This window comes from Binatus sp. (SeqCode) (assembly GCF_035272065.1).
GTDB lineage: Bacteria > Desulfobacterota > Binatia > Binatales > Binataceae > Binatus.
The window spans coordinates 1-22,250 of record NZ_DATEQZ010000046.1; the positions used below are offsets into that span (position 1 = coordinate 1).

General features: G+C 61.4%; 25 protein-coding genes. 19 read left to right on the forward strand and 6 right to left on the reverse strand.

The window, feature by feature from the left end:
* From VJX68_RS08135 to VJX68_RS08160, 6 genes are all read right to left on the reverse strand, one after another.
* Positions 1 to 358, reverse strand: a 358-nt coding sequence (locus VJX68_RS08135; protein WP_324095174.1) for a c-type cytochrome, incomplete at its 3' end; no start/stop codon positions are given.
* 49 nt (positions 359 to 407) lie between these two features.
* Positions 408 to 1,238, reverse strand: coding sequence for a hypothetical protein (locus tag VJX68_RS08140; protein WP_324095175.1), 831 nt, complete (start codon positions 1,236 to 1,238; stop codon positions 408 to 410).
* 9 nt (positions 1,239 to 1,247) lie between these two features.
* Positions 1,248 to 1,850: a cytochrome c oxidase subunit 3 gene (locus VJX68_RS08145; protein WP_324095176.1), complete on the reverse strand. Its 603-nt coding sequence runs from the start codon at positions 1,848 to 1,850 to the stop codon at positions 1,248 to 1,250.
* Positions 1,850 to 3,535 carry a cytochrome c oxidase subunit I gene (ctaD, locus tag VJX68_RS08150; protein ID WP_324095177.1) on the reverse strand — a complete coding sequence of 562 codons (1,686 nt, stop codon included), beginning with the start codon at positions 3,533 to 3,535 and terminating at the stop codon, positions 1,850 to 1,852. The genes VJX68_RS08145 and ctaD overlap by 1 nt, the downstream gene beginning before the upstream one ends.
* Before the next feature lie 15 nt (positions 3,536 to 3,550).
* Complete coding sequence (coxB, locus tag VJX68_RS08155; protein WP_324095178.1) at positions 3,551 to 4,591, reverse strand: cytochrome c oxidase subunit II; 1,041 nt, start codon at positions 4,589 to 4,591, stop codon at positions 3,551 to 3,553.
* Between the two features lie 130 nt (positions 4,592 to 4,721).
* Positions 4,722 to 5,657, reverse strand: a complete 936-nt coding sequence (locus VJX68_RS08160; RefSeq protein ID WP_324095179.1) for a hypothetical protein — start codon at positions 5,655 to 5,657, stop codon at positions 4,722 to 4,724.
* A gap of 253 nt (positions 5,658 to 5,910) precedes the next feature.
* On the opposite strand from VJX68_RS08160, the gene VJX68_RS08165 reads away from it, so the two are divergent.
* The 19 genes from VJX68_RS08165 (at position 5,911) to VJX68_RS08255 (ending at position 22,239) form a co-directional block, all read left to right on the forward strand.
* Positions 5,911 to 6,090: a Flp family type IVb pilin gene (locus tag VJX68_RS08165; protein ID WP_324095180.1), complete on the forward strand. Its 180-nt coding sequence runs from the start codon at positions 5,911 to 5,913 to the stop codon at positions 6,088 to 6,090.
* Positions 6,091 to 6,502: 412 nt separating this feature from the next.
* Positions 6,503 to 7,630: a Flp pilus assembly protein CpaB gene (cpaB, locus tag VJX68_RS08170; RefSeq protein ID WP_324095181.1), complete on the forward strand. Its 1,128-nt coding sequence runs from the start codon at positions 6,503 to 6,505 to the stop codon at positions 7,628 to 7,630.
* A 27-nt stretch (positions 7,631 to 7,657) separates the two neighbouring features.
* Positions 7,658 to 9,520: a type II and III secretion system protein family protein gene (locus VJX68_RS08175; protein WP_324095182.1), complete on the forward strand. Its 1,863-nt coding sequence runs from the start codon at positions 7,658 to 7,660 to the stop codon at positions 9,518 to 9,520.
* A gap of 25 nt (positions 9,521 to 9,545) precedes the next feature.
* Positions 9,546 to 10,766, forward strand: coding sequence for a CpaE/TadZ family protein (locus VJX68_RS08180; protein WP_324095183.1), 1,221 nt, complete (start codon positions 9,546 to 9,548; stop codon positions 10,764 to 10,766).
* 34 nt (positions 10,767 to 10,800) lie between these two features.
* Positions 10,801 to 12,183: a TadA family conjugal transfer-associated ATPase gene (locus VJX68_RS08185; protein ID WP_324095184.1), complete on the forward strand. Its 1,383-nt coding sequence runs from the start codon at positions 10,801 to 10,803 to the stop codon at positions 12,181 to 12,183.
* Complete coding sequence (locus VJX68_RS08190) at positions 12,180 to 13,142, forward strand: type II secretion system F family protein (protein WP_324095185.1); 963 nt, start codon at positions 12,180 to 12,182, stop codon at positions 13,140 to 13,142. Before VJX68_RS08185 ends, VJX68_RS08190 begins: the two co-directional genes overlap by 4 nt.
* A gap of 10 nt (positions 13,143 to 13,152) precedes the next feature.
* The gene (locus VJX68_RS08195; RefSeq protein WP_324095186.1) at positions 13,153 to 14,100 is read left to right on the forward strand and encodes a type II secretion system F family protein; all 948 of its coding nucleotides are present in this window, start codon (positions 13,153 to 13,155) and stop codon (positions 14,098 to 14,100) included.
* Between the two features lie 43 nt (positions 14,101 to 14,143).
* Positions 14,144 to 14,629, forward strand: a complete 486-nt coding sequence (locus VJX68_RS08200; protein ID WP_324095187.1) for a tetratricopeptide repeat protein — start codon at positions 14,144 to 14,146, stop codon at positions 14,627 to 14,629.
* A gap of 1 nt (position 14,630) precedes the next feature.
* Entirely contained in the window at positions 14,631 to 15,077 is a 447-nt protein-coding gene (locus VJX68_RS08205; protein ID WP_324095188.1) for a peroxiredoxin, read from the forward strand.
* Positions 15,078 to 15,211: 134 nt separating this feature from the next.
* Positions 15,212 to 16,162 (forward strand): sigma 54-interacting transcriptional regulator, encoded by a 951-nt coding sequence (locus VJX68_RS08210; RefSeq protein WP_324095189.1) that lies wholly within the window; start codon positions 15,212 to 15,214, stop codon positions 16,160 to 16,162.
* On the forward strand, positions 16,149 to 16,421 hold the full coding sequence (locus VJX68_RS08215) for a helix-turn-helix domain-containing protein (protein WP_324095190.1): 273 nt from the start codon (positions 16,149 to 16,151) through the stop codon (positions 16,419 to 16,421). The genes VJX68_RS08210 and VJX68_RS08215 overlap by 14 nt, the downstream gene beginning before the upstream one ends.
* Positions 16,422 to 16,461: 40 nt before the next feature.
* Positions 16,462 to 16,758, forward strand: coding sequence for a hypothetical protein (locus VJX68_RS08220; protein WP_324095191.1), 297 nt, complete (start codon positions 16,462 to 16,464; stop codon positions 16,756 to 16,758).
* Between the two features lie 61 nt (positions 16,759 to 16,819).
* On the forward strand, positions 16,820 to 17,980 hold the full coding sequence (locus tag VJX68_RS08225) for an XdhC family protein (protein WP_324095192.1): 1,161 nt from the start codon (positions 16,820 to 16,822) through the stop codon (positions 17,978 to 17,980).
* 9 nt (positions 17,981 to 17,989) lie between these two features.
* Positions 17,990 to 18,607: a nucleotidyltransferase family protein gene (locus tag VJX68_RS08230; RefSeq protein ID WP_324095193.1), complete on the forward strand. Its 618-nt coding sequence runs from the start codon at positions 17,990 to 17,992 to the stop codon at positions 18,605 to 18,607.
* Between the two features lie 173 nt (positions 18,608 to 18,780).
* Positions 18,781 to 19,551: a PTS sugar transporter subunit IIA gene (locus VJX68_RS08235; protein ID WP_324095194.1), complete on the forward strand. Its 771-nt coding sequence runs from the start codon at positions 18,781 to 18,783 to the stop codon at positions 19,549 to 19,551.
* A 47-nt stretch (positions 19,552 to 19,598) separates the two neighbouring features.
* Entirely contained in the window at positions 19,599 to 20,063 is a 465-nt protein-coding gene (locus tag VJX68_RS08240) for a hypothetical protein (protein ID WP_324095195.1), read from the forward strand.
* 694 nt (positions 20,064 to 20,757) lie between these two features.
* The gene (locus tag VJX68_RS08245; RefSeq protein ID WP_324095196.1) at positions 20,758 to 21,351 is read left to right on the forward strand and encodes an RNA polymerase sigma factor; all 594 of its coding nucleotides are present in this window, start codon (positions 20,758 to 20,760) and stop codon (positions 21,349 to 21,351) included.
* 5 nt (positions 21,352 to 21,356) lie between these two features.
* Positions 21,357 to 21,818 (forward strand): hypothetical protein, encoded by a 462-nt coding sequence (locus VJX68_RS08250; protein ID WP_324095197.1) that lies wholly within the window; start codon positions 21,357 to 21,359, stop codon positions 21,816 to 21,818.
* Positions 21,808 to 22,239, forward strand: coding sequence for a hypothetical protein (locus VJX68_RS08255; RefSeq protein WP_324095198.1), 432 nt, complete (start codon positions 21,808 to 21,810; stop codon positions 22,237 to 22,239). Before VJX68_RS08250 ends, VJX68_RS08255 begins: the two co-directional genes overlap by 11 nt.
* Positions 22,240 to 22,250 lie beyond the last annotated feature (11 nt).

Here is a 22,250-nt window from a genome sequence, read left to right on the forward strand (position 1 = left end):
GGGCGCCGGCGGCCGCGTCAGGTGCGACAGCCCAACTTTTGCGAATGCCGGCGACGAGAATGGCGATCTGTTGATCTGTCAGTGAACCTCCGGCGCGTTGCGCGAACGGCGGCATCGCTGTACCGGGAATTCCACCGGCGATGACGCGGCGCATCGAAGAGTCGTCGACGATCGCGAGATACACCGGATTGTTCATCGCGATTGCGGCGCCTGATTTGCCGTCGGCTCCGTGACATCCGGCGCAATTCTCGCCGTAGAGCGTGGCGAAGTTGGTCACGTTGGTGGGGCGCAGCGGGAGATCGGCCTGCGTTGGGCGGCCGGGAAAAGAATCGCATCCGGTGAGCAGGGTTGCTGTCATCGATGCGATCGCGAGGAGCGATTTGAGCCCGCGCGGGTTCAACTTGGTGCTAGTCCTCGCGCCTCTCGCCGAGGCCCGGCGCTTCGATGCCGGTGCGAACGGCGAACGGCATGTGCTGCAGCGTGCGGACGCGCTCGGTCAAGTTGACCACGAAACCAGCGACGGCGCCGAACGCGATTTGGCATAGGATGAACCATCGCCATTCGATGCGAGCCTCGAGCACGGGGTTGATCACGCTGAGTGACGACCACAACAGGCCGGTCCACAACAGCGGCGCGACAATCGCTGCCCAGAGCGCGGGGTAGCGCGGAAACATCGGAAGCATCACGCCGTAGAGCAGTCCGACCAGGATTGAGGCGGAGGCGTGAATGATGAGCGCGACGACAAATGCTTGTGGGATGAACGACGAGAGCGTGGCGGTGTCGGCGTTGGCGAGATTGGCCATCGCGGTCGCGGCGAGAATGTTGACGGTGTACCAGGGGCTGCCGTGAAGCGCGATGCCTTGCAGCACCGCGAGTGCAGCCATCGCGACGCCGCCCGCGATACCGCCTTTGATTCCGGCGGAGTAGGGATAGATTTCAAGAGGGAGGACGGCGCGATTGCCGAGTTCGCCGACTTGCAGGTAGTCGATTCCGATTTTTGCGGGAACGATGGCTTCCACGGCCGGCTCGACGGGAACCGGCTCGCGATGCTCGACCGGAAGTACTTCCCGAAACCATCCGACGGCGCCCGCGATAGTTAGGACGAAGCCGACCATGCTCACTGCGACGTTGGTGACGAGGCCGGCAAAGGCGAGCGTCAGGCCTAGCGCCATGATCATCGGCCACGCGGTCGGTGCGGGTGCTTCGATTACTCTGTTGGAAGTCTCGTCAATAGCCATTGCTTTAGCTCATCGACCGATCACGTACACGGTCAGGAATACTACTACCCATACTGCGTCGACGAAGTGCCAATACCATGAGAGGACATCGGTTCGCTCGATGTGACGGTCGTTCATGTAGCCGCACATAGTCAGTATCAGGACGAGGAGAATCAGCAAAAGGCCGATAGTCACATGAAGTGCATGCAGACCGACCAGTGAGTAATAGGTGCTGCCGAAGAGATTGGTGCGAATGGTCAGGCCGTCGTGATAGATGAGTCGATGCCATTCGAGCCCGGTGCCGGTTAGGAACTCGAGACCTAGCGCGAAGGTGATGAACCACCAGATGGCGAAGGTGCGTATTGAGTTGGCGCGGAGGGCGCGGATTGCGAAGACGATAGTTGTGCTGCTCGACAGCAGGCAGACGGTGTTCAGGATTGGGGGAGACAGGACGTCTTTCGGGAAGGGGCCGGTCAGGCTTTTGCCAAGGTAGAAGATGTAGGCGACGACGAAGATCGAGAAGAAGGCGGACTCGGTGAGGATCAGGGATAGGATGCCAACATGCCCGCGCCGTGGCAGCGTTTCGCGCCATCGCGCAGCAGTTGCTGGAATTACGCTGGATGCGGCGGCCATTATTCGTACTTCCAGTCCGGGTCTTCCGGATGTTTCAAGTCCCACAATGGCCGCCGACTGCGCACCACAGGTGGCTCGGCGAAGTTGTACTCCGGGGGTGGGGAGGTCGTGGACCATTCGAGGGTCCATGCGTCCCACGGGTCGTTGCCGGCTGCTTTGCCGGCACGAAGCGAGCAAAGAACGTTGATTACGAAGACTAGTACCGCGATGCCCTGCACCAGCGCGCCGATCGACTCGATCAAGTTGAGCGTCTCGAGCCCGCGGCCCGGCTGATAGGTATAGATGCGACGCGGCATCCCGCGCAGTCCGGCGAAGTGCATAGTATCAAATGTCAGATGGAAGCCGATCAGGAATAGCCAGAAATGCCACTTGCCTAGAGTCTCGCTTAGCATTCGGCCGGTAGCCTTTGGGAACCAGTAGTAGATAGCGGCGAATATCATAAAGACTATTGCGCCGATTAGTACGTAGTGAAAATGAGCTACTACGAAGTAGGTATCGGTCAATTGCCAGTCGAAGGGCGCGACGGCGAGCATGATGCCGGTCAGGCCTGCGACGAGAAACTGAAAGAGGAATGCCAGGTTGAACAGCATGGGCACCTTGAAGCGGAGTTTGCCACCCCAGATTGTGCCGAGCCAGTTGAAAATCTTGATGCCGGTGGGGACCCCTACCAGCATCGTCGAGGCGGCGAAAAACGAGTTGCCGGCGGGCGTCATGCCGACGGCAAACATGTGATGCGCCCATACGCTCAGGCTGATGAACGCGATCGCACACGACGCCGCAACCATCACGCTGTAACCGAAGATCACCTTGCGCGAGAAAACCGGAATGATCTCGGAGGCGAATGCGAAGGCAGGAATTACGAGGATATAGACTTCGGGGTGGCCGAAGATCCAGAAGAAGTGCTGCCACAGGATCGCGGAGCCGCCCGCTTGCGTGTCGAAGAAGTGCGCGCCGAGGAAGCGGTCGAGCAGTAGCATCGCCTGGGCGGCGGAGAGCGGAGGCAACGCCACGAGCATCATGAATGCGACGACGATCGCGAGCCACACCAGCACCGGCATCTTGTTGAGCGTCATCCCTTCGCATCGCAGGCAGAATGCAGTGGCTATTATATTGATGGCGGTCGCGGTCGAGCCGACACTAGTCAGTAGAATACTCAGTATCCAATAGTCAGTGCTGTTGCCGCGCGAGAATGGCAGTTCGGTCAGCGGTGCGTACGCGAACCATCCGACGTCGGGCGCGCTGCCCGCGCCGTAGAGGCCGTCGCCGCCGATGTAGCTGAAGTAGAGGAGTAGCGCGCCGAAGAACCACAGCCAGAAACCGAACGCGTTGAGGCGCGGGAACGCCAGGTCGCGCGCGCCGATCATCAGCGGCACGAGGTAGTTGAAGAAACCGGTAAGGATCGGCATGCCGACCAGGAACACCATCGCGGTGCCGTGCATCGTGAGCAGGCGATTGAATACCTGCGGCGGCACGATGCCCGCGTCGGGAACGGCGAGTTGAAGGCGAATGGTGGCGGCTTGCAATCCGGCGACGAGGAAAAAGAAGAGGCCGCCCGCGATGTACATGATGCCCAGGCGTTTGTGATCGACCGTGACGACCCATTCGTGGATGTGGCCGAGGATGGGCAGGGATTGCCTTTCGTCAACAGCGCCGAGAGCGATTTCGTGGTCGATGCTTCCCGCCATGCCCGTTGTTCCCGATTAGCGCAGCGTGGCCAGGTAGGCGACGAGGTCGTCGAGGTCCTTGTCGCCGAGATTCATCGCGGGCATGAGCGCGCCGGGCTTCATGACGCGGGGATCGCTCACCCAGACCTTAAGGTGATCGCGAGTGTTCATCGCGACGCCGGCGCCGATTGTCTCACGCGTCATCAGGTGTGTGAGGTCGGGTCCGAAACGGCCGTCCGCCGCGGTGCCGCGAATGGTATGACAATTTACGCATGCGGTGGATTCGAAGACCCGGCGTCCGTGACCGACCGATGCGTCGAGGGCCGGCGGCTGCTGCTCCGCGGCGACCCATCGATCGAAATCCGCGCGCGGCTCGACGATCACACGCAGCAGCATCATCGCGTGCTCGGTGCCGCAGTACTCGCCGCATTGCCCGAGGTAAGTGCCGGCGACGTGCGGATCGATCCACATCGAATTTTTCTTGTTCGGGATGACGTCAGTCTTGCCGGCGAGGCGCGGCACCCAGAAGCTGTGCGCGACGTCGGCGGACTCGAGGTCGAGAAAGGTCGGCGTGGGGCTTTGGAGATCGCTCAGCGGAACGTGAAGTTCGTTGGCGGTGACGATGCCGAGGCCGGGGTAGCGGAACTCCCACCACCATTGATGCGCGATGACGTGGACGCTCAGCGCGCCCGGCGGCCGCGCCGGCGCCTGCACCGTATATATGGTACGGGCCGTGATGAGGATGAGGACCAATACAATGATGACGGGGACCGTCGTCCATGCGAACTCGATCGGATTGCTGCCGTACACCTGCGGCGGCTCACGGCCGTCGTCGCCGGGACGCGCGCGAAAACGGACGATGCTGTAAGTCAGCAGGCCGGCGACAATCAGGAAAATAACGGTCGTGATCGAGACCACGAAGAACGCGAGCGTGTTGATCTCGTGGGCCGGAGTCGAGACCGAATCGAAGACGCTGCTCGGGGGAATCCTGGAATTCGAATCGCCCATCCCCCAGTCGTTGGCGAGCGCGGCAACAGGCGCGCAGCCTGCCACCGCAATGGCAATGGCAATCGTCAACCACCAGCGCCGCATAATTGCGTACAAGATTCTTTCGCAGCCCTCTCAGTCAGCGAGAGGATTACCACAAAACATTTTTATAACTAAGCAGGGCGGGAGCGAGCGCGGAAGCTTGACGGAGCTTGTGGGTTTAGTTCGAGACGGCTGACGCAATCGCGCGATCGCCGCGCGGCAGGATCATTACTTCGGACATTTTTGTCTCTGGATCGAGCCTGATGAAGTAGGCGGGGAAGCCGGTCTCGGCGACGGCCACGTTGGTGCGCGCGTCGCAACCGCATCGCGCCGCCATCCCGTCGTTTATCGTGGCGAGCCGATCGAGGCTGAGCGCGGCGAGCTGCAGGTTGGCGTCGTCGACGGAGAGTTTCAAGGTCGAGTCTTTCATCTCGACGCTCGAAGCAACGGCGGTGCCCGAGACCGTCGCGGTCTCGACGACCCATCGCGTGAACTGGATCTTGTCCATGTGCTGGACGTTCGGATGGTTCTTGCGCGCCTCGGAGATAGCGGCGTTGAGCGAGTGCTTCTTCGCGGTGGAATCGGCGAAGACCTGGGCGTCAGCCAACGTCCAGATTTGCTTCGACCATCGCGAAATCGTCGCGGGATCGCCGCCGGGCAAACTCTGATAGTCGGTGGCGGCGCGCTCGGCGTCGGCCAGGTCATGAGCGGACAGAGCGGCTTCGACCTCGTCGGCGTGCTTGCGGCGCTCAGCGTCGTCGATTTGCGCGATGATCGAGCTGCTCTGGCTGCCGGGCACCTTCGACGCGTCGAGGCAGACGCTGCGCTGCTCGGCCAGGGTGTAGGTCGGGCGGCCAATCTTGAAATCACAGAGACAGAGGTCGTCCATCACTTCGCGCCGCTGGCTCGCACTCAAGTCACTGCGCGCCGACAAAGCGGCCAATTCTTGACGCGCTGCCGGATAATTGGCGGCGGCAATTTGGCTGCGTGCTGCGGTCAGCGCCGACGGGGCGCATGCCGAGAGTCCAACTGCAAGCGCGCCCGCGACTGCCGCATGCCGGGCAATCCGCGCGAAAGCACCAGGCAGCGTCGAGATGCGGGGGTGGCGAGGCATGAGTCGATTATGGCAAAGGCGGCAGCCTATTGCCTACCTGTCGCGATGACAAATGGTAACGCCGCGGCAGCGACTGAATCATTAGATGTAACGCGATGCGACACGGGCGGGTTCAGATTCGGGTGCTCGGGTTTCTCTAGAGGCAGCTACGTCGTCTTTCGCTCGCAGCGTTTGCTGGCACAAGTGGTGCCGTTGGAATCCCAGTGAAACGAATCGATTGCGCTGACGAAACGCGCAAAGGAGGACATCAACAATGAACTACATCAGCGAGCTGATGCTGAGAGTCCGCGAGAGCAAGCAGGGCCAGACGATGACTGAGTACGTGCTGATTATCGCGGCCATTGCGGTGGCCGGTTACATCGCGTACCAGGGCCTCGAAGGCGGAATCAACACGATCATCTCGAACGTGACCGCGACTCTGAAGGCCGCGTAATGACCACTGGTTTTTCGCAAACAAGTCGATTGCGCTCAGGCGAACGACAAGGAGGGACATCGACAATGAGGTTAATCAACAAACTCGTTGTTGGGATCCGCGAAAGCCGCAAGGGTCAGACGATGACTGATCGTGCTGATTATCGCGGCGATCGCGGTAGCCGGTTACATCGCGTACCAGGGCCTCGAAGGCGGGATCAATGCGATCATCGCAAACGTGACCGCGACTCTTTCGGCTGCGTAAAAGCTGCCCCCAAGCCCACGCTGTCTAAAACCAGGCGCGCGGGACAAGCGGCGGGGACCTAGTTCCCCGCCGCGCATATTCGGAGGTGGAGACGGGAATGTGAGCGATTGAATTCTGCTCGTGACGGGGCGGGTCCGCGGCGGCGGGCAGCGCAAGAATGGGGGCATAGATGAAACGACCGATAGTGTTCGTAATCCTCGCTGGAATGGGCGCGGTGCCGGCCGCGATTGTGGTCTTTTCCGCAATCAGAAAACGCGAGTCCGAGGTGCAGCGCGCGATGGCGCACACGGTCGAAGTCCTGGTCGCGGCCAACGACATACCGCTCGGCGCGAAACTCGCGCCCGACGCCGTCAAGCTGGCTCGATGGTCACGCGACAGCGTGCCGCAGGGCGCCTTCACCGATCCGCAGGCGGTAGCGGGCTCCTTCGCCAAGAACGAGTTCGTCGCCAACGAGCCGATTGTCGCCAGCAAGCTGTTCATGGGCGAAAAAATTTCCGGCGTCATGCCGCTGCTGATTCCGTCCGGAATGCGTGCGATGTCAGTGCCGGTGGATGAGGTCGCGGACATCGCAGGCTTCGTCGCGCCACATACCCGCGTCGACATTCTGGTCGCGGTCGCGGGCACCGGCCCGGAGCCTTCCTTCTCGCGCATCGTGCTCCAGAACATCGAAGTGTTGGCGGTCGCCCAGGAAATCGAACACGTCAAGGACGCGCCCGAAGTAGTGAGAGTCGTCACGCTGCTGGTGACACCGGTCGACGCCGAAAAACTTACCTTGGCAAGTCGCGAGGGATTGTTGCGGCTCGCGATGCGCAATTACAGCGACGCCAAAATCGTCGCGACCAGCGGGATCGCACTAACCGACCTTCTGCACCGGAGCGGCTCAACCGGCGCAACCCTGCCCCTGATGCAAATACAGCCGGCGCCTGCGCTGACCGCACGTCCGGCGCATGGACCCACGGCGCTACGAGTCGAAGTGATGCGCGACGGCAAATCGTCGGAGGCGATTTCCTTTGTGCATTCCGGCATCGGAACGCGCACTTCGGTTGAAGAGCGTCAGGACGCGCCTGCCGCTGCGGAGCCGCCGATGCCCGCGGCTCCAGAATTGCCTGACGGGCCGGAATCGCCGGTCACGTCTGCCAGGCCGGTGTGGTCCGCGAGCTTCGCCGAACCGCCCGCGGCTGCCTTCGCAGCGATTCGAAACGAGGCCATTAACGGCGGCGCGTCGATGAATCTGCCGGCGCTGAGACCGGGAGACCCGGGGTATGAAGCGGCGCCAAAGACCTATCAGGTTCCGTGATCGCAGGTGGCAATAAAGGGGGAAGCCATGAGGGAACGCAAAATTTACGCAAATATTTGGCCGGCGGAGACACTCTGTCGGCTGCTCGCGTCCGCGGGGTTGCTGCTGGTCGTCAGTGCAGGGACCGCCCGGGCCCAGGTGAAAGATCTGGCCGATTGGGTTCCGGTTTCGATAAACGCCGGCGAGACCTACGTCATCAATGATATCAAGCCGGGCACCAAACCGTCGTTTAAGGTCGAGCAGAATCCAAATGCCTTCGTCAGCTACGACTCGCCGCCGGGCAAGCTCACCATGCTCAGCGCCGCGGCCGGCCGCTGGATAGTTACCGTTACCAACACCTCGGATCGGGATGTCAGCTACGACGTCAACGCGTTCGCGGTCGCGAAGCCCGGCGCGCCGCTGACACCGGGCAAGGCGCCGCGGTCGTTGAGCGATGAGGGACTCGACTCGCGGCCGGGCGCCGGTGCGTCCACGTCGACACCATCGGCAACGCCGGAGTTGGCGACCATTTCGTCGTCCTCGACGCCATCGTCGCCGGTTCCTTACAGCGTGACGCTCCCCGCCAAAACGCCTTCCTACAACGATGCGACATGGAGTGTGCCTCCTCAACCCGGCAGTGGCGTGCAAGCCTACGAGCCAGGTCAATCAGTTGGGCCACTCGAATCGCGCGCCGGTCAGTATCGAAATGATCCCTCGGTGCTGGATTCAGGCTCGGGCTACAGCAGCGACACTGTCTCCGGCGGCAAGCACTATATGCCGGCGGACGCCATCTCTCTGATGATGGGCACCTCGGAGGTTATCGACTTTCAGCGCCGCGTCACGCGCATCTCGGTCGCCGACTCCAAGATTGCCGACGTGCAGGTGATCGATCCCTTCCAGCTCAACCTCGTTGCGCATCAGCCCGGCTTCACCACACTCGCAGTTTGGGACGCCAACGGACGCTACCAGGAACGCACCGTGCGCATCGACGCCAGCGGCCGCCAGCAAGTGATGCTCAACACTATCGTGGCCGAGCTCGACCGCCAGAAGCTCGAAAATCAGGGAATTAACCTTTCGGTTGCATTTTCGAAGATGGGCCTGTCGCTGGTAGGTCTGCCGGGCACCGTCGCGACACCTTACAACGCGAGCAGCACTCTTCAGAGCTCAGCTTCGTCAGGATCTTTGTCAGGGACGACCTCGCCCAACGGAGTCCTGCCGGCTGGCGGCCAGATAATCCCGCTGTTGTTGTCCTCGACGATGACCTACGGCCTGGCCGCGCAAAATGCCGACGTTATGTGGCAGGCATTCTTCCAGTTTCTCGAGAATCACAGCCTCGGCAAAATTCTTGCCGAGCCGCATCTGCTGGCGAACTCCGGTGAGAAGGCCAAATTTCTTTCCGGCGGCGAAATCCCGATTGTAATTGCCCAAGCGCTCAACTCGACGATCGTTTTCAAAACCTACGGCACCTCCGTCGAGTTCATTCCAACCGTCGTGGGCCGCGACGATATCGAGTTGCTGGTGAAACCCGAAGTATCCCAGCCGGACTTTGCTCAAGGCGTTAGTCTGTTCGGCTTCACCGTGCCGGCCTTTGTGACCCGCCGCGCGGAGACGATGGTGCGTCTGAAGGACCGCCAGACGCTGATTCTCGCCGGCCTCATCCTCCATCAAAAGACCTCCCAGGTGCAGAAGGTGCCTTACCTCGGCGACATCCCGTGGGTACGGGGTCTTTTTCGCACCACCTCTTACTCAGACCAGGAGAGCGACCTCGTGATGAGCGTGACGCCTGAGATAATCCGGCCGCTGCCTCAGGGCGGGCAGGTTTTCCTGCCCACCAATCGCGGCGAACTGAGCGCGGAAGAAATCAAGACCAAACCGATCGAGCCGCCGGATGCGGCCCGGCCCCGCTTCTAGGCGCAGCGCTACGGAGAAAGATCGAGTGCCATTCAACGGATCGAAGAGCGAGGGTCGTCGCAGCACTATGAAGGTCATGCTGGTCGGCGGTCCCGGCGAACAGCGCACCCAGCTCAAGACGGTGCTGGCGGGATTGGCGGAACCTCAACTCGAGATCGTCGAAGGTGAGGCCGCCACCGCCGCGAATCTCTCGGAGAATGCGACTGCGCCGCCCGACGCAACCCTGGTGATGGTCAACGGCAACGAGGAGGCTGCCCTGAGCTTTCTCCAGAGCCAGTCGCTCCATTCGCCGCGCCCAACTCTGCTCGCCCTGCTCACCGCGCGCTCGCCCAGCCTCATGAAACGGGCGCTGCGCTCGGGCGCCGACGAGATTCTGTTCATCCCGCTCGACCCGGGAGAGGCCACCCGCGCCCTGCTGAAAGTAAGCGAAGCGCGCTGGCGCACCGAGCGGCGCGAAGGTGGCTTGGTGATTTCGGTCGCCAGCCTGGTTGGCGGCGTTGGGGTGACCTCGCTGGCTGCCAACCTCGCGTTGGCGCTCGCGTCGTTGCATCAACGCGTGGCCTTGGTCGATCTTGATCTTCAGACCGGTGGCCTCGCGGTCTTTCTCAACCTCGATCCGGAAGTAACCATAATGCCGCTGGTGCGGCTGGACCGTAAGCTGGATTCGATCCAGCTCGAATCCGCCCTGACCAAGCATCCATCGGGCGTCTATTTGCTCGCCGCGCCCAAGCGCATCGAGGAGGGCGAACTCGTTTCCGACATCACGGTCGGCACGGTGCTCGATCTGATCCGCCAGTTGTTCGACTACGTGATCGTCGATTGCGGCGACCATGTTGACGAAAACAGTGTCGCGGCATGGGAGCGCTCCGACCATCTCCTTTACGTGCTTAACCAGTCGATCGCGGCCGCGCGATGCGCATGGCGATTCATCGATCTGTTCGAGCGCCTGGGCCTGACCACGCTCGAACCGCGCTTCATTCTCGATCGTTATAACCCAGCGCATCCCCTGACCGAGAAGGCCATCGAAACAACTCTCGCCAAGGCCATCTATGCGAAGATTCCAACCGACGACTGGACTTTTGAAACCATCGAGATGAAGGCGCAGGACCTTTTCCAGGTGGCGCCGCATTCCCCGGTTGCGCGCGCGATGCTCGAGCTGGCGGCGCTCGTAATGCCGCGCTCTGAGCCCGTCGCTCCCCAGGAAACGTTCATGTCGCGGCTCAGATCGGCGTTCGGCACGCGTTGAAGTCTGCGCACTGAAGTCAAAGAGGTAATGCAAGATGGGACTGACCGACAGGCTGTCGAATACGAGCAAGGGGACACGCCCTCAGGACTCCACCAGCGCCGGCGGCTCGCTCATCGGCGCGACGGTGCGGCGGCGCAAGGACGCAATCGCGGACAGCTCGCGCCGCCTGAAGGTCAAGGTTCACAACAAACTGTTCGAGACTATCGATGTCTCCAAGCTCGAGACCCTCGAGCCCGCGATGGTCTCCACCAAAGTCACCGCCGCGATCAACGAGATTCTTAACGAAGACGGCCGCCTGCTGACCGACATCGACGGCGGCCGGCTGATCGAGGAACTCAAAAACGAGCTGCTCGGCTTGGGCCCACTCGAGCCGTTGCTTCGCGACGACGAGATCACCGACATCCTCGTCAACGGCCACGACCAGGTTTACGTCGAAAAGCACGGCAAGCTGCATGTCACCGACGTCGTCTTCCAGGACGACCAGCATCTCATGCTTATTATCGATCGCATCGTGTCGCGCGTCGGCCGACGCGTCGATGGATCGTCGCCGATGGTCGATGCGCGCCTGCCCGACGGCTCGCGTATCAACGCAATCATTCCGCCGCTTGCACTCGACGGCCCGGCGCTCTCGATCCGCCGCTTCGGCAAGCATCGCTTTGACATCGGCGCGCTCGTCGAAAAGGAGGCTCTCACCTGGGACCTCGTCGAGTTTATGCTCGCCGTGGTTCGCGCGCGCCTCAACGTGATCGTCTGCGGCGGCACCGGCTCGGGCAAGACCACGATGCTCAATTGTTTGTCCGCGTTCGTTCCCGAAAACGAACGAATCGTCACAATCGAGGATTCCGCCGAGCTTTCCCTGCAACAGCCTCACGTCGTGCGGCTCGAGACGCGCCCGTCCAACCTCGAGGGGCGCGGCGAGGTCACCCAGCGCGACCTCGTCAAAAACTGCCTGCGAATGCGCCCCGACCGAATCGTCGTCGGCGAGGTCCGCGGCGCTGAAGTCTTCGACATGTTGCAGGCCATGTCCACCGGCCACGACGGCTCTATCGCCACCATCCACGCCAACAGCCCGCGCGAGGGCCTGGGCCGGCTCGAGATGATGATGCTGCTGTCGGGCGTCTCGATTCCGCAGCGTGCGATGCGCCAGCAGATAGCATCCGCCGTCAACATCATCGTTCACGTCAGCCGGCTCTCCGACGGTTCGCGCAAAGTCATGAAGATTTCCGAGATCAGCGGGATGGAAGGCGAGATGATCATGATGCAGGACTTGTTCGAGTTTGCCCGCGCGGACACCACCGCCACGGGAAAAATCAACGGCAGTTTTCGATCGACCGGCATTCGTTCGACATACAACAACCGTCTTGAGACGGCCGGCTACAAGACCGAGTCGAAGGTGATCAAAGCGGCTGCGCGATGAACTTTGACGACCTGCTGATTCCGGCTGCGGTCGCGGGCTTCTTCCTGGTGGCATGCGCGCTGTGGTTCATGCGCCGCTACAATCGCCCCGGCGTTAATCGCACCGTGATGCGGCGCATGTCGCGGCCCGACGTGAGCGCGCTCGACGATATCACCAAGACCGATCGCCGCCGACTGACGGGACGGGAATTTCTGAGCTGGTTCTATCGCCTCAATCTGCTGCAAAAGCTCGAGGAAAACCTCTGGCAGGCCGGCATCTACGCCCGCATCGCCGATGTTCTGCTCGTGATCCTGTTGATGTTGACGGCCGGACTGTTCGCGGGCCAGGCGATTTGGGGCAACGTACTCATCTCGATCGTGATGGGTGCCGCTCTGGCAAGCCTGCCGATCATTTATGTACGGGTGCGCAGGCAGCGGCGCCTCAAGGCGTTCGCCAAGCAACTTCCATACGCGCTCGATTTGATTAAGTCGTCACTTGAAGCAGGCCATTCGCTGCTGCGCGGATTGCAAGTGGTGGTGTCGGAGTTCGCCGATCCGATCGGCACCGAATTCCGCTCCGCCATCGAACAGAGCCGGCTTGGCCTCCCGCTGGCGCGCGCGCTGGAAGAGATGCTCAAGCGCGTGCCGCAGGAGGATCTCCGGCTGCTGGTCGTTGGCGTCCGCGTGCAATCGGAAGTCGGCAGTTCGCTCGCGATAATAATCGGACGGCTCTCGGAAATCGTTCGCACCCGCCAGCGCCTGCAACAGCAGATCAAGGCGCTCACGGCCCAATCCAAGATGAGTGGGATACTGGTCGGGTTCCTGCCGATCGTGATGCTCGGCGCTTTCAGCATCATCCAGCCCAGCTACACGAACACGCTCTTCTTCGATCCGAGCGGCCAGAAGATTCTCGAGGTCGCCGCCGTTCTGGACGTCATGGCGTTCCTGACAATCCGCAAGCTGCTCAAGGTCAAGTACTGAGAGATCAACGATGCCGGCAGTCTACGCGAGCCTTACGGTGTTCCTTTTGTTCGGCGCGATCTCTGTCGCGATCTACGCCGCCATCTACGGCATTAATCGCCCGTTTGACGATCGCATCACCGAGATGGGCGTCAAGATGCGCGTCACCTACGGAAATCCCGCTAACGTCGACATGGAGTCGGACTCGTTTGCTAACGGTTTGTTTCGATGGGTCGCAAAGCACCTTCCCGAACCCCCGCTGAACAGTCCCGAGCGCGAGAAGCTCGCACAGACCCTGGTCCGCGCAGGCTTTCCCGGCCCCCGCGCCGTCCGCACCTTTCACTTCGCCCGTCTCTCATCGACCGCCGGAACTGCGCTCATTGCGATGGTCGCATCGATTGCGTTTGGCTTTACCGGCATCAAGCCGCTCGTCTTCATGCTGGTCGGCGCGGGCGTTGGTGCGTTTGCCCCAAGCTATTACATCGGCCGGCTGGCCAGGAAGCGCCAGCAGGAAATCGCCAGCCAACTTTCCGACGTTTTGGATTTGCTCGTAGTCTGCGTCGAAGCGGGACTCGGTCTCAGCGAGGCGATCAAGATCGTAGGCTCGGAAACGCAGCGCCAAAACCTCAAAATCGGGACCGAGCTGTCGATCGTGTCAGCCGAGCTTGCCGCCGGCAGCACGCTTGGCCAGGCGCTGAAAAGTTTCGCCGATCGCACCGCGGTCGAAGACATCAAGCCTCTGGCCGCCACGCTGGTGCAGAGCGAAAAGCTGGGCGCGCAAATCGGCCCCGCGCTGCGCTCGATCTCGGACACGATGCGCACCACTCGGCGGCTCCGCGCCGGAGAAGCTGCCGCCAAAACCACCGTCAAGATTCTCTTTCCCCTCGTGCTCTTCATCCTGCCCGCTATGATGAGCGTGATCGTCGGACCCGCCATGATTACGATCATGCGGGCACTAACCGCCGTACCTGGGCATTAGCCGCTCTCTTGACGTAGGCGGATCAGCACAATATCGATCGAGCATGGCCGATTCGGAACCGCGCACGCACGCCCTCGAGTTGTGGAACGAGGCGATGCGCTTTCACATGAACCACGACCTCGAGCGCGCGGTCGAACTCTACACCAAATCGATCGAAGTATTTCCGACCGCCGAAGCCTACACGTTTCGCGGATGGGCCTTTGAGGGAATGGGCCGAATTGACGACGCGATCGCGGAATGTCATCGCGCCATCGAAATCGATCCCGCATTCGGCAATCCTTACAACGATATCGGCGCATATCTGCTCGCCAAGGGTGAGCCCGACGAGGCGATAGAGTGGCTCGAGAAGGCCAAGCTCGCGCCGCGCTACGATCCCCGTCATTACCCGTTCATGAACCTGGGGAAAATCTACGCTGCCAAGGGAATGGTGAAGCGGGCGATCGACGAATTCGAAGGCGCACTCGCAATCGCACCCGGCGATCCAACTTGCGAGTCTGCGCTGGCGCAACTCCGCGCCTTATTGAATTGAAGTGATCAAGGTCGGAGAGCTCGCCCCCGATTTCACGCTCGCCTCGCATGACGGCGGAAGTCTTGCTCTGAAAAGTCTTCGTGGCGCCAAGGTGCTGTTGTGGTTCTTCGTCGAGGCCAACACGCCCGGGTGTACGCTCGAGGGCCGCGGCTTTCGCGACCATCAATCGTACTTCGACAAAAATAACATCCGCGTCGTCGGCGTGAGTTTCGACTCAATCGAAGACAATGCCGCCTTCGCCCGCCGTTACGAGTTCGGATTTCCACTTCTCAGCGATACCGATCATGCCGTCGCGATTGCATACGGCGCATGCGCGGGAGGTGACGCGCGGTATCCCGAGCGCGTGAGTTTCCTGCTCGACGAGCATGGCAAGATCGAACGCGTGTACGACCAGGTCGATCCTCGCGACCATCCGGCCCGCGTATTGGCCGACGTCCTCGGCGTGTAACGCCCGTCGACCAATCGGCATCCGAATAGCGGCAAACCGATGTCGAATTCTGACCGCTCGGCGGCATCGAAATGCCGCATCGCCAGTGGCATTCGGTCGTTTGCGCAACTGTGCCTATTGCAGACAACCGTTCAATGAGTGTCCCGATTCCGACACGATGGTCCATCTTTTGCTCTAAAAGCGTGGTGCAGCATATCGATACTCCGGCTTCAGGAACTCAGCCCGCGAAAGGCGCGACTGCCAACGGAGACGGGGCCGAGATGGTCTCGCTCGCGCATCTCGTGCATAGCGCGGACCGGCTCGGCGGCATGGTCGTACGCTCGGCGCAGGTGCGCAAGGTTTTGAAATCCGTATCGCAGTTGAGTCCGTACAAAGCGACCGTGCTGATTTCGGGCGAATCCGGTACCGGCAAGGAACTGGTCGCGCGCCCGCTTCATACGTTGGGTCCAGTTCCAAACGGTCCCTTCGTGACGCTTAACTGCTCCAACCTGGTCGAATCGCTGGCTGAGTCGCAGCTATTCGGCCACGTCCGCGGCGCTTTCACCGACGCACGCGATGAGTCGCAGGGGTACTTCCGCTCGGCCAACGGCGGCACGCAGTTTCTCGACGAGATCGGCGAATTGCCGCTCAAGCTCCAGCCCAAGCTGCTGCGTTCGGTCGAGACGCACGAGGTTCAGCCCGTCGGCTCGTCGCATTGCTACAAGGTCAATCTCCGTCTGGTCGCGGCGACGAATCGCGACCTGCGTGCGATGGTCAGAGCGGGACAGTTTCGCGACGATCTCTACTTCCGCATGAGCGCTGCGGCGATCTTCATTCCGCCTCTGCGCGAGCGCCGCGAGGCGATTCCGGCCTTCATCGGATATTTCATCGAGCAATACAACCGCTTGTTCGGCAAAAACGTTTCGGAGATCTCTCGCGCCGCCATCGACGTTCTATGCGCGTATCAATGGCCGGGAAATGTCCGGGAGCTTTCCAACGCCATCGAGAGCGCCGTTATTTTGAGCGAGAACAATCGCATCGTCGTATCCGATCTCCCCGAAACAGGTCGTCGACGGAACCGGCGCCGAGTTGTTGAACCCGCATGAGGAACCGCCCGCCAACGGGCATACGCGCGCACCAGTCGCGCACCGCCTGCCCACGATAGATTTCGGCACCGAGCCGCTGGGCTTCCTGCTCGACGACGTGATCAAGAAGACCCTGGTGCGCTCGCTGGAAGAGACTGAGGGAAATCGACGGCGCGCCGCCGACCTGCTGGGCGTTTCGCGCTCGACGCTCTACCGGATGCTCACACGCTACGGGATCGCCGAGAATCCGCACCGGCCCTTCATCCAGCCTACTCTCTAAGCTGGAAAACTTCTGTTGCTTCGATCAGAATTCCGTTTCGATGAGAATGCGCACGCGCATCTTTGCGGCGATTGCAGCACTCGCAACTCTTGCCAACGGTCGTCCGACGATGGCTGCTTCGCCGTCGCCGGAACTGGTCACGCTGGAGCGAGAGGTGTCGCTCGAGCTGGCGCACGTGCGCGACAGCGGTCCCACCGATCCCGTCAAGCGCAAACAACTCTTCGACGCGAGCCAGTTGGAACAGAAGGGCGAGGCGGCGATCAAATCCGGCGACTACAGATCCGCCGAGGACAGCCTGCTCCAGGCGCAGGCGATTCTGCGCCAGCTCTCAGACTGACGCGCCGCTAGCGCATTCATCGCGCGTGCGAGTTCTGGTAAGTTCTAATCGCGAGTCTGAAATGAGCGGTTCCGATCAAATCTGGGCTGAAGCGCTGCGCACACTCGAGCGCGGGCAGCCATTCGCGCTGGCGACGGTGGTGAATGTGCGCGGCTCCACGCCGCGCGAAGTCGGCGCCAAGATGATCGTCCGCGCGGACGGGCAGTTCGGCACTATCGGCGGCGGATGCGGCGAGGCCGAGGTTTTCCGAAAAGCTCGTGTATTACTTGAAGAAAACGCCGACGGCGGCTCGCGTCTCACCGAAGTGGATCTTACCGGCGATTTCGATCAGCGCGAGATCGGTACCTGCGGCGGAATCATGGACGTCTTCGTCGATCTGTGGTCGCCGGCCCGCGACCTGGCAATCGCGCGCAAGCTGGCCGACGCCGCCGGCCGCAGCGCTCCGGGCGCGCTGGTGACCGTGGTTGATCCCGGTTCGCGCCCGGAAGTGCCGGCCGGGTCGCGGACGTTTATCGATCCTCGCGATGAGGGCGCGCGCGATGCGGGACCGATCGATCTGCCGGCCGCGGGATTCGCGCAGATCGTCGAGCGGACGGCCGACGCGATTCCCACCTTGCTCGAGGTCGATAATGCCGGCCTTCTTCAACCCGTCACGCATCTCGAACCCAATGGCGGCGTGCGGTTGTTCGTCGATCCGATTGTCGGTGCGCAGCGGCTGATAATCATCGGCGCGGGCCATATCGCGGTGCCGTTGTGCGCGCTCGGTGCGATGCTTGGGTTTCACGTCACGGTGATCGACGATCGCGCGTCATTCGCGAACCGTGAGCGGTTCCCGGAAGCCGACGAAATAATTGTCAAGCCCTTCACGGCCGCGATCGACTCGCTCGCGCTCGACGGGCACTGTTACCTGGTTTCCGTGACGCGCGGCCATTCGTTCGACGAGGAAGTTGTGCGCGCGGCGCTGATGCAGCCGTGCGGATTCGTCGGGATGATCGGTTCGCGCCGCCGGGTGAAGGCCACGCTCGAACGAATCGGCGAGAGCGGGGTTCCCCAAGAGCGCCTTGCCGACGTTCACGCGCCGCTCGGCGTGGCGATTGGCGGCGAGACGCCCGAGGAAATCGCAATCTCGATCATCGCCGAAATTATCCGCGAGCGCCGCACCGACGAGCGCGACGAGTTCACGCTCGGCGTCCGTCTCGGCAGCCTCAAACGCTCGAAGTAGCGCGCCTCGATGCCGCAACATCTTGAGGGGATCGTACTGGCGGCGGGGGAGTCGCGGCGGATGGGCTATCCGAAGCCGCTCCTCGAGATTGGCGGGCGGACCTTTATCGAGCAGATTGCAGTGACGATGCTCGTGGTGGTGCCGCGAGTCGTGATTGTGATCGGGGCGCATCGCGAGCGTGTCCGCGCCGCGATTCCGCGCGATGCGCGAATCGCGATCGTCGAAAATCCAAACTATTCGCGCGGCCAACTGTCGTCACTTAAGGTGGGCCTGAGCGCAATTCAACCGGACGCAGCGGGCGCGCTGGTGCATCTGGGCGACCATCCCATGGTCCGCGTGGAAACCTTCCGGGCGATAGTCGATTGCTACAATCGAAAGGGCAAGCCGATAGTGATCGCGCGCTACGACGGCCACCGCGGCCATCCGGTAATTTTCGATCGCGCAATGTTCACCGAACTCCGATCTGCCCCAGAAGAAGAGGGCGCCCGTCACGTAGTAGACGCCGACGCTGCCCGGGTAGCCTACGTCGAAGTGAATGATCCAGGAATCAATCTCGACCTGGACACGCCGTCCGACCTGGCGCGGGCGGGCCTACCTCCCCCCCCAGGAAGTGAGTGCTCGTCGTAGGGCCTGGTTCGTCGTTGAAGGTCGGGATAGTGGAGAGGCTGTCACAGTCTCTCTGCCGTTACTTCGCGTCAGCAGGGGCGAACAGTTACAGGACTTTGGAGCATCTGCGATTTTCTCTCCTAGTTTTTAACAGTCGGTTGCATTTTTAGGTAATCCTACGTATTTTAATGGAAATGCCGAATATTAACCGTAAAGCCAACGAAAGCTCCTACGAGCTTGTCGACCGGTTGATGACGGTGCGCCAGCTAGCTGCCTACCTGAACCTCAATGAGCGGACTGTGCTCAAGTTGGTGTCCGAGGGGGAGCTGCCGGGTGTCAAAATCGGAAATCAGTGGCGATTCCGCAAGGCGATGCTCGACGCCTGGCTCGACGATCAAATGCTGGGGGTAACTCCCCGCAGCGTCGACGTTTCGAGAGGCGCCCCCGCGGCCCGCAGGTTGCTCAATCTCGCAAGTTGCTTTCAGCCAAGCCAGATAATTCCCGACCTCGAGGCGAACACAAAAACCGGAGTGATCGAGGAGCTGGCGAACTTGGCGAGCCGATTGAAGCTGGTGAGGGACAAGAACTGGTTTGTCGGCGCACTTATCGAGCGCGAGAATATCATGCCGAGTGCGACCGGTAACGGGCTTGCTTTCCTGCACACGCTCAATCGGCATCCCGAGCAGGTGGTTAAGCCGTTCATGGTTTTGGGGCGATCGCGGGTCGGCGTCGATTTCGATGCTCTCGACGGTAAGGCTACTCATCTATTTTTCGTGCTCGGCCTCAAGTATCACGAACTGCACCTGCCCTGGCTGGCAAAGCTGCCGCAGATGTGTTCGCGGCCTGAAACGCTTTCGACCTTGATGGACGCCGCGACGGCGGAGTCAATCTTTGAGGCACTATCCGATGCCGAGCGTGATTTGGATACCTCGGCGACAAACCAGACTCAGCCAAAACCGCGATGACTGACCGTGATCGACGTACTAGCTGAGTTGGAGGGAAGACTGATCCAATGGAAGCTCATCAGGTCTGCGAACTTGGTCCAGGTACCTCCGTATGGGTCTGGATCGTGCGCGTGGGAAAAGGCAGGTGGTGGCCGGGTTCGGTGCTGTCCATCACGGCAGTTGAGCCCTTTCCAATGATCTACACCCGTTTCGAATGTCGATCGGCGGGGAAAAACGGAACGGACGGACCAGCCTTCGTCGGCATCACTACCACCCGAATGCGTTATCTTGAACTCCGCGATCCCCAGTTGAAAGGCGACGACCGGCCCAATTTTGTACCGAGCGCGATACTCGCCAAACCTGAGGAACGTGAGGCCGGACTCAACGACGTTGAGCATCCGGAAACAATGACCGGGGATGGCCAGGCAGCTCGCGTGTCATCGACAACTCCCGTCAAGAAGCCTCGGTCGAGAAAAAAGACCAAGGTTTCAAATCCAACCGTGGGTGCGACTGAAGTCGCGATCGAGACCTGACGCGAACGGCATCGATCGAGTACTAGCCGTCCCAAAGTGTGGAGAGCATTCACGCGCCTGTGATCGCATCTGGCTGCGGATTCCAAAAACGGCGAATACCAAATTCACCTCACCGAAGTATACAAACTGAGCCTTGGCTCGCGATTTGGGTTTGGGTCGTACACTTGGGCAGGGGACGATGGTGGCCAGGGACAGTCGAGGCCCTACAAGCAGTCAACAACAGGCCACGCGTCGCCGTGAGGTTCGAGTGCCGGCTCACCAGGGGACGCCGTTATTATCCGTCAGTCAGGGCCGGGCTCACCACCACTGCGATGAGGTACCTGGAGCGCCGCGATCCTAATATCAAAGGTATCGATGCGCCCCGTTTCGCTCGGTCTCGATACAGGAACGACCCGAGGAACTCGATCTTGTCTCTCGTCAATTGACCGCTGTATCCAAACGCGCAAACTGGGAAAGTGAGCGACGCGAGACCAGCCCGCATTCGTTGCCTGCCGTTGATTGAGACTGGGCCGCCGAAACCGTAGGGTTTCGGGTTCGTCTGGCCCAGGCGATTCAACTCCCTTATTCTATGGTCGGAAGCGTCCCCGCTAGGGGGCGGAAAATCGGCGAAGAATCGTGTAACCGTTGGCGGGACTGTGCGTATTAATAAACAGTTATGTTGGGTGGCTCGGCGCGTCGAAGGGCAGGGTGGAGATTGAGCGCCAAACCCGACGAGGAACTGATAGCCGAAGTCCTCGGCGGGCAGAACGACGCTTTTGCCGAGCTTGCCGGGCGGCATCGGCCTCGTGTGGAGCGGTTATGCCGGCGATTTTTTTCAGACGAAGAGATGGCGCGGGATATCGCGCAGGAAAGTTTTATCCGGGCATACACCGCGCTGGCGTCGTATCGGGCGGAGATGCCGTTTGGCGGATGGCTGCGCGCGATAGTGGTGAACCTGTGTTACGACGAGTTGCGCCGCCGGCGGCGGCGGCCCGAGGAACTGGTCGGGGACTTCAGCGCGCCGGAAGTGCAGTGGATGCAGACGGCGAACGTCGCGTCGCCGGAGGATATCGTCGGTGAGGCCGAAGAGCGGCGCGAAGCATACGATTTGGCGCATCGCCTGCTCGACACGCTCAAACCCGAGGACCGGATGGTGATGGTACTCAAGGAGAGCGAAGACTTGAGCGTCAGCGAAATCGCCGAGACGCTTGGATGGAGTGAGGCGAAAGTAAAAATTCGCGCGTTCCGGGCGCGGCAAGCGCTCCGCAAGCAGGCGGAGCGGAGGCTCGCGGCGGGACGCAACAGGTAACAGTCATGAATTGTTTTGAAGCACGACAGGAATTTCCCGCGCTGTGGCGCAAGACGCTGGCATCCGAGCGGCGGACCGAGCTGCTGGCGCATCTGAAGGGGTGCGAGAAGTGCGATCATGCGTTTCGCGTGTTCGCGCTGACGGCGCCGGTGCTGCATGGCGAGATCGAGCTACAGGCGGCGTCGCGAGCGTTGCGGCCGGCCAGGCGCGAGTTCTCGCTGGCGGACAGGCCGTGGCGATTTGCGTCGGTAACGCGCGAGGTGTCGCGGCCGAATCGATGGCTCCCGATGGCGGCGGCCGCGGCGATATTTGTGTTCGCGACCAGCGCGGCGTATCTTTCAGCGCGCACGCCGGATGAGTCGATCGGCGAGGCGTTATCGGTATCCGAGTCGAGCATGACTTCCGAAACCGCGGGCGACCCATTGGCGCCGGAGATGCCGCTGACAGAGAGCGATCTTGCCAGCTAAGTCGAATATCTGGTTCGGCGTGCTGGTCGGAATCTCGTGCCTTCTGATTGGGTTCGCGCTCAGCACCATGGCCTACCGGTATCGTTACTTGCGAGTGCCGGGGGGCGGGTTGATCGAGCGAATGGATCGCGAGCTCAACCTGACTCCGGCGCAACGCGATCGAATCGGCGACATCCTGCGCGATACGCGGTTCAAGGTGATGCAGGCGCGGCGCGATTTCGATCATCAGCGGCATGACCTGTTCTGGCAGGGCCTCGCGCAGGTTCGCGGCGTGCTGACGCCGGATCAACAGAAGATATTCGATCGCGACTTCACGCAGCCCTGGGTGCATCGCGGGCACGGCGACGACCACGGTGGCGATCACGATCATATGCCGCCCGAGGAAGGCGCGCCGCCGACTGCGCCTCCGACATCGCAGTAGAACACCAGCGG

Coding starts and splice junctions, on each gene's coding strand:
- VJX68_RS08140 (WP_324095175.1), bottom strand. CDS start 1,238: ATGGCTATTGACGAGACTTCCAACAGAGTAATCGAAGCACCCGCACCG.
- VJX68_RS08145 (WP_324095176.1), bottom strand. CDS start 1,850: ATGGCCGCCGCATCCAGCGTAATTCCAGCAACTGCTGCGCGATGGCGC.
- ctaD (WP_324095177.1), bottom strand. CDS start 3,535: ATGGCGGGAAGCATCGACCACGAAATCGCTCTCGGCGCTGTTGACGAA.
- VJX68_RS08160 (WP_324095179.1), bottom strand. CDS start 5,657: ATGCCTCGCCACCCCCGCATCTCGACGCTGCCTGGTGCTTTCGCGCGG.
- VJX68_RS08165 (WP_324095180.1), top strand. CDS start 5,911: ATGAACTACATCAGCGAGCTGATGCTGAGAGTCCGCGAGAGCAAGCAG.
- cpaB (WP_324095181.1), top strand. CDS start 6,503: ATGAAACGACCGATAGTGTTCGTAATCCTCGCTGGAATGGGCGCGGTG.
- VJX68_RS08175 (WP_324095182.1), top strand. CDS start 7,658: ATGAGGGAACGCAAAATTTACGCAAATATTTGGCCGGCGGAGACACTC.
- VJX68_RS08185 (WP_324095184.1), top strand. CDS start 10,801: ATGGGACTGACCGACAGGCTGTCGAATACGAGCAAGGGGACACGCCCT.
- VJX68_RS08190 (WP_324095185.1), top strand. CDS start 12,180: ATGAACTTTGACGACCTGCTGATTCCGGCTGCGGTCGCGGGCTTCTTC.
- VJX68_RS08195 (WP_324095186.1), top strand. CDS start 13,153: ATGCCGGCAGTCTACGCGAGCCTTACGGTGTTCCTTTTGTTCGGCGCG.
- VJX68_RS08200 (WP_324095187.1), top strand. CDS start 14,144: ATGGCCGATTCGGAACCGCGCACGCACGCCCTCGAGTTGTGGAACGAG.
- VJX68_RS08210 (WP_324095189.1), top strand. CDS start 15,212: ATGAGTGTCCCGATTCCGACACGATGGTCCATCTTTTGCTCTAAAAGC.
- VJX68_RS08220 (WP_324095191.1), top strand. CDS start 16,462: ATGAGAATGCGCACGCGCATCTTTGCGGCGATTGCAGCACTCGCAACT.
- VJX68_RS08225 (WP_324095192.1), top strand. CDS start 16,820: ATGAGCGGTTCCGATCAAATCTGGGCTGAAGCGCTGCGCACACTCGAG.
- VJX68_RS08230 (WP_324095193.1), top strand. CDS start 17,990: ATGCCGCAACATCTTGAGGGGATCGTACTGGCGGCGGGGGAGTCGCGG.
- VJX68_RS08235 (WP_324095194.1), top strand. CDS start 18,781: ATGCCGAATATTAACCGTAAAGCCAACGAAAGCTCCTACGAGCTTGTC.
- VJX68_RS08240 (WP_324095195.1), top strand. CDS start 19,599: ATGGAAGCTCATCAGGTCTGCGAACTTGGTCCAGGTACCTCCGTATGG.
- VJX68_RS08250 (WP_324095197.1), top strand. CDS start 21,357: ATGAATTGTTTTGAAGCACGACAGGAATTTCCCGCGCTGTGGCGCAAG.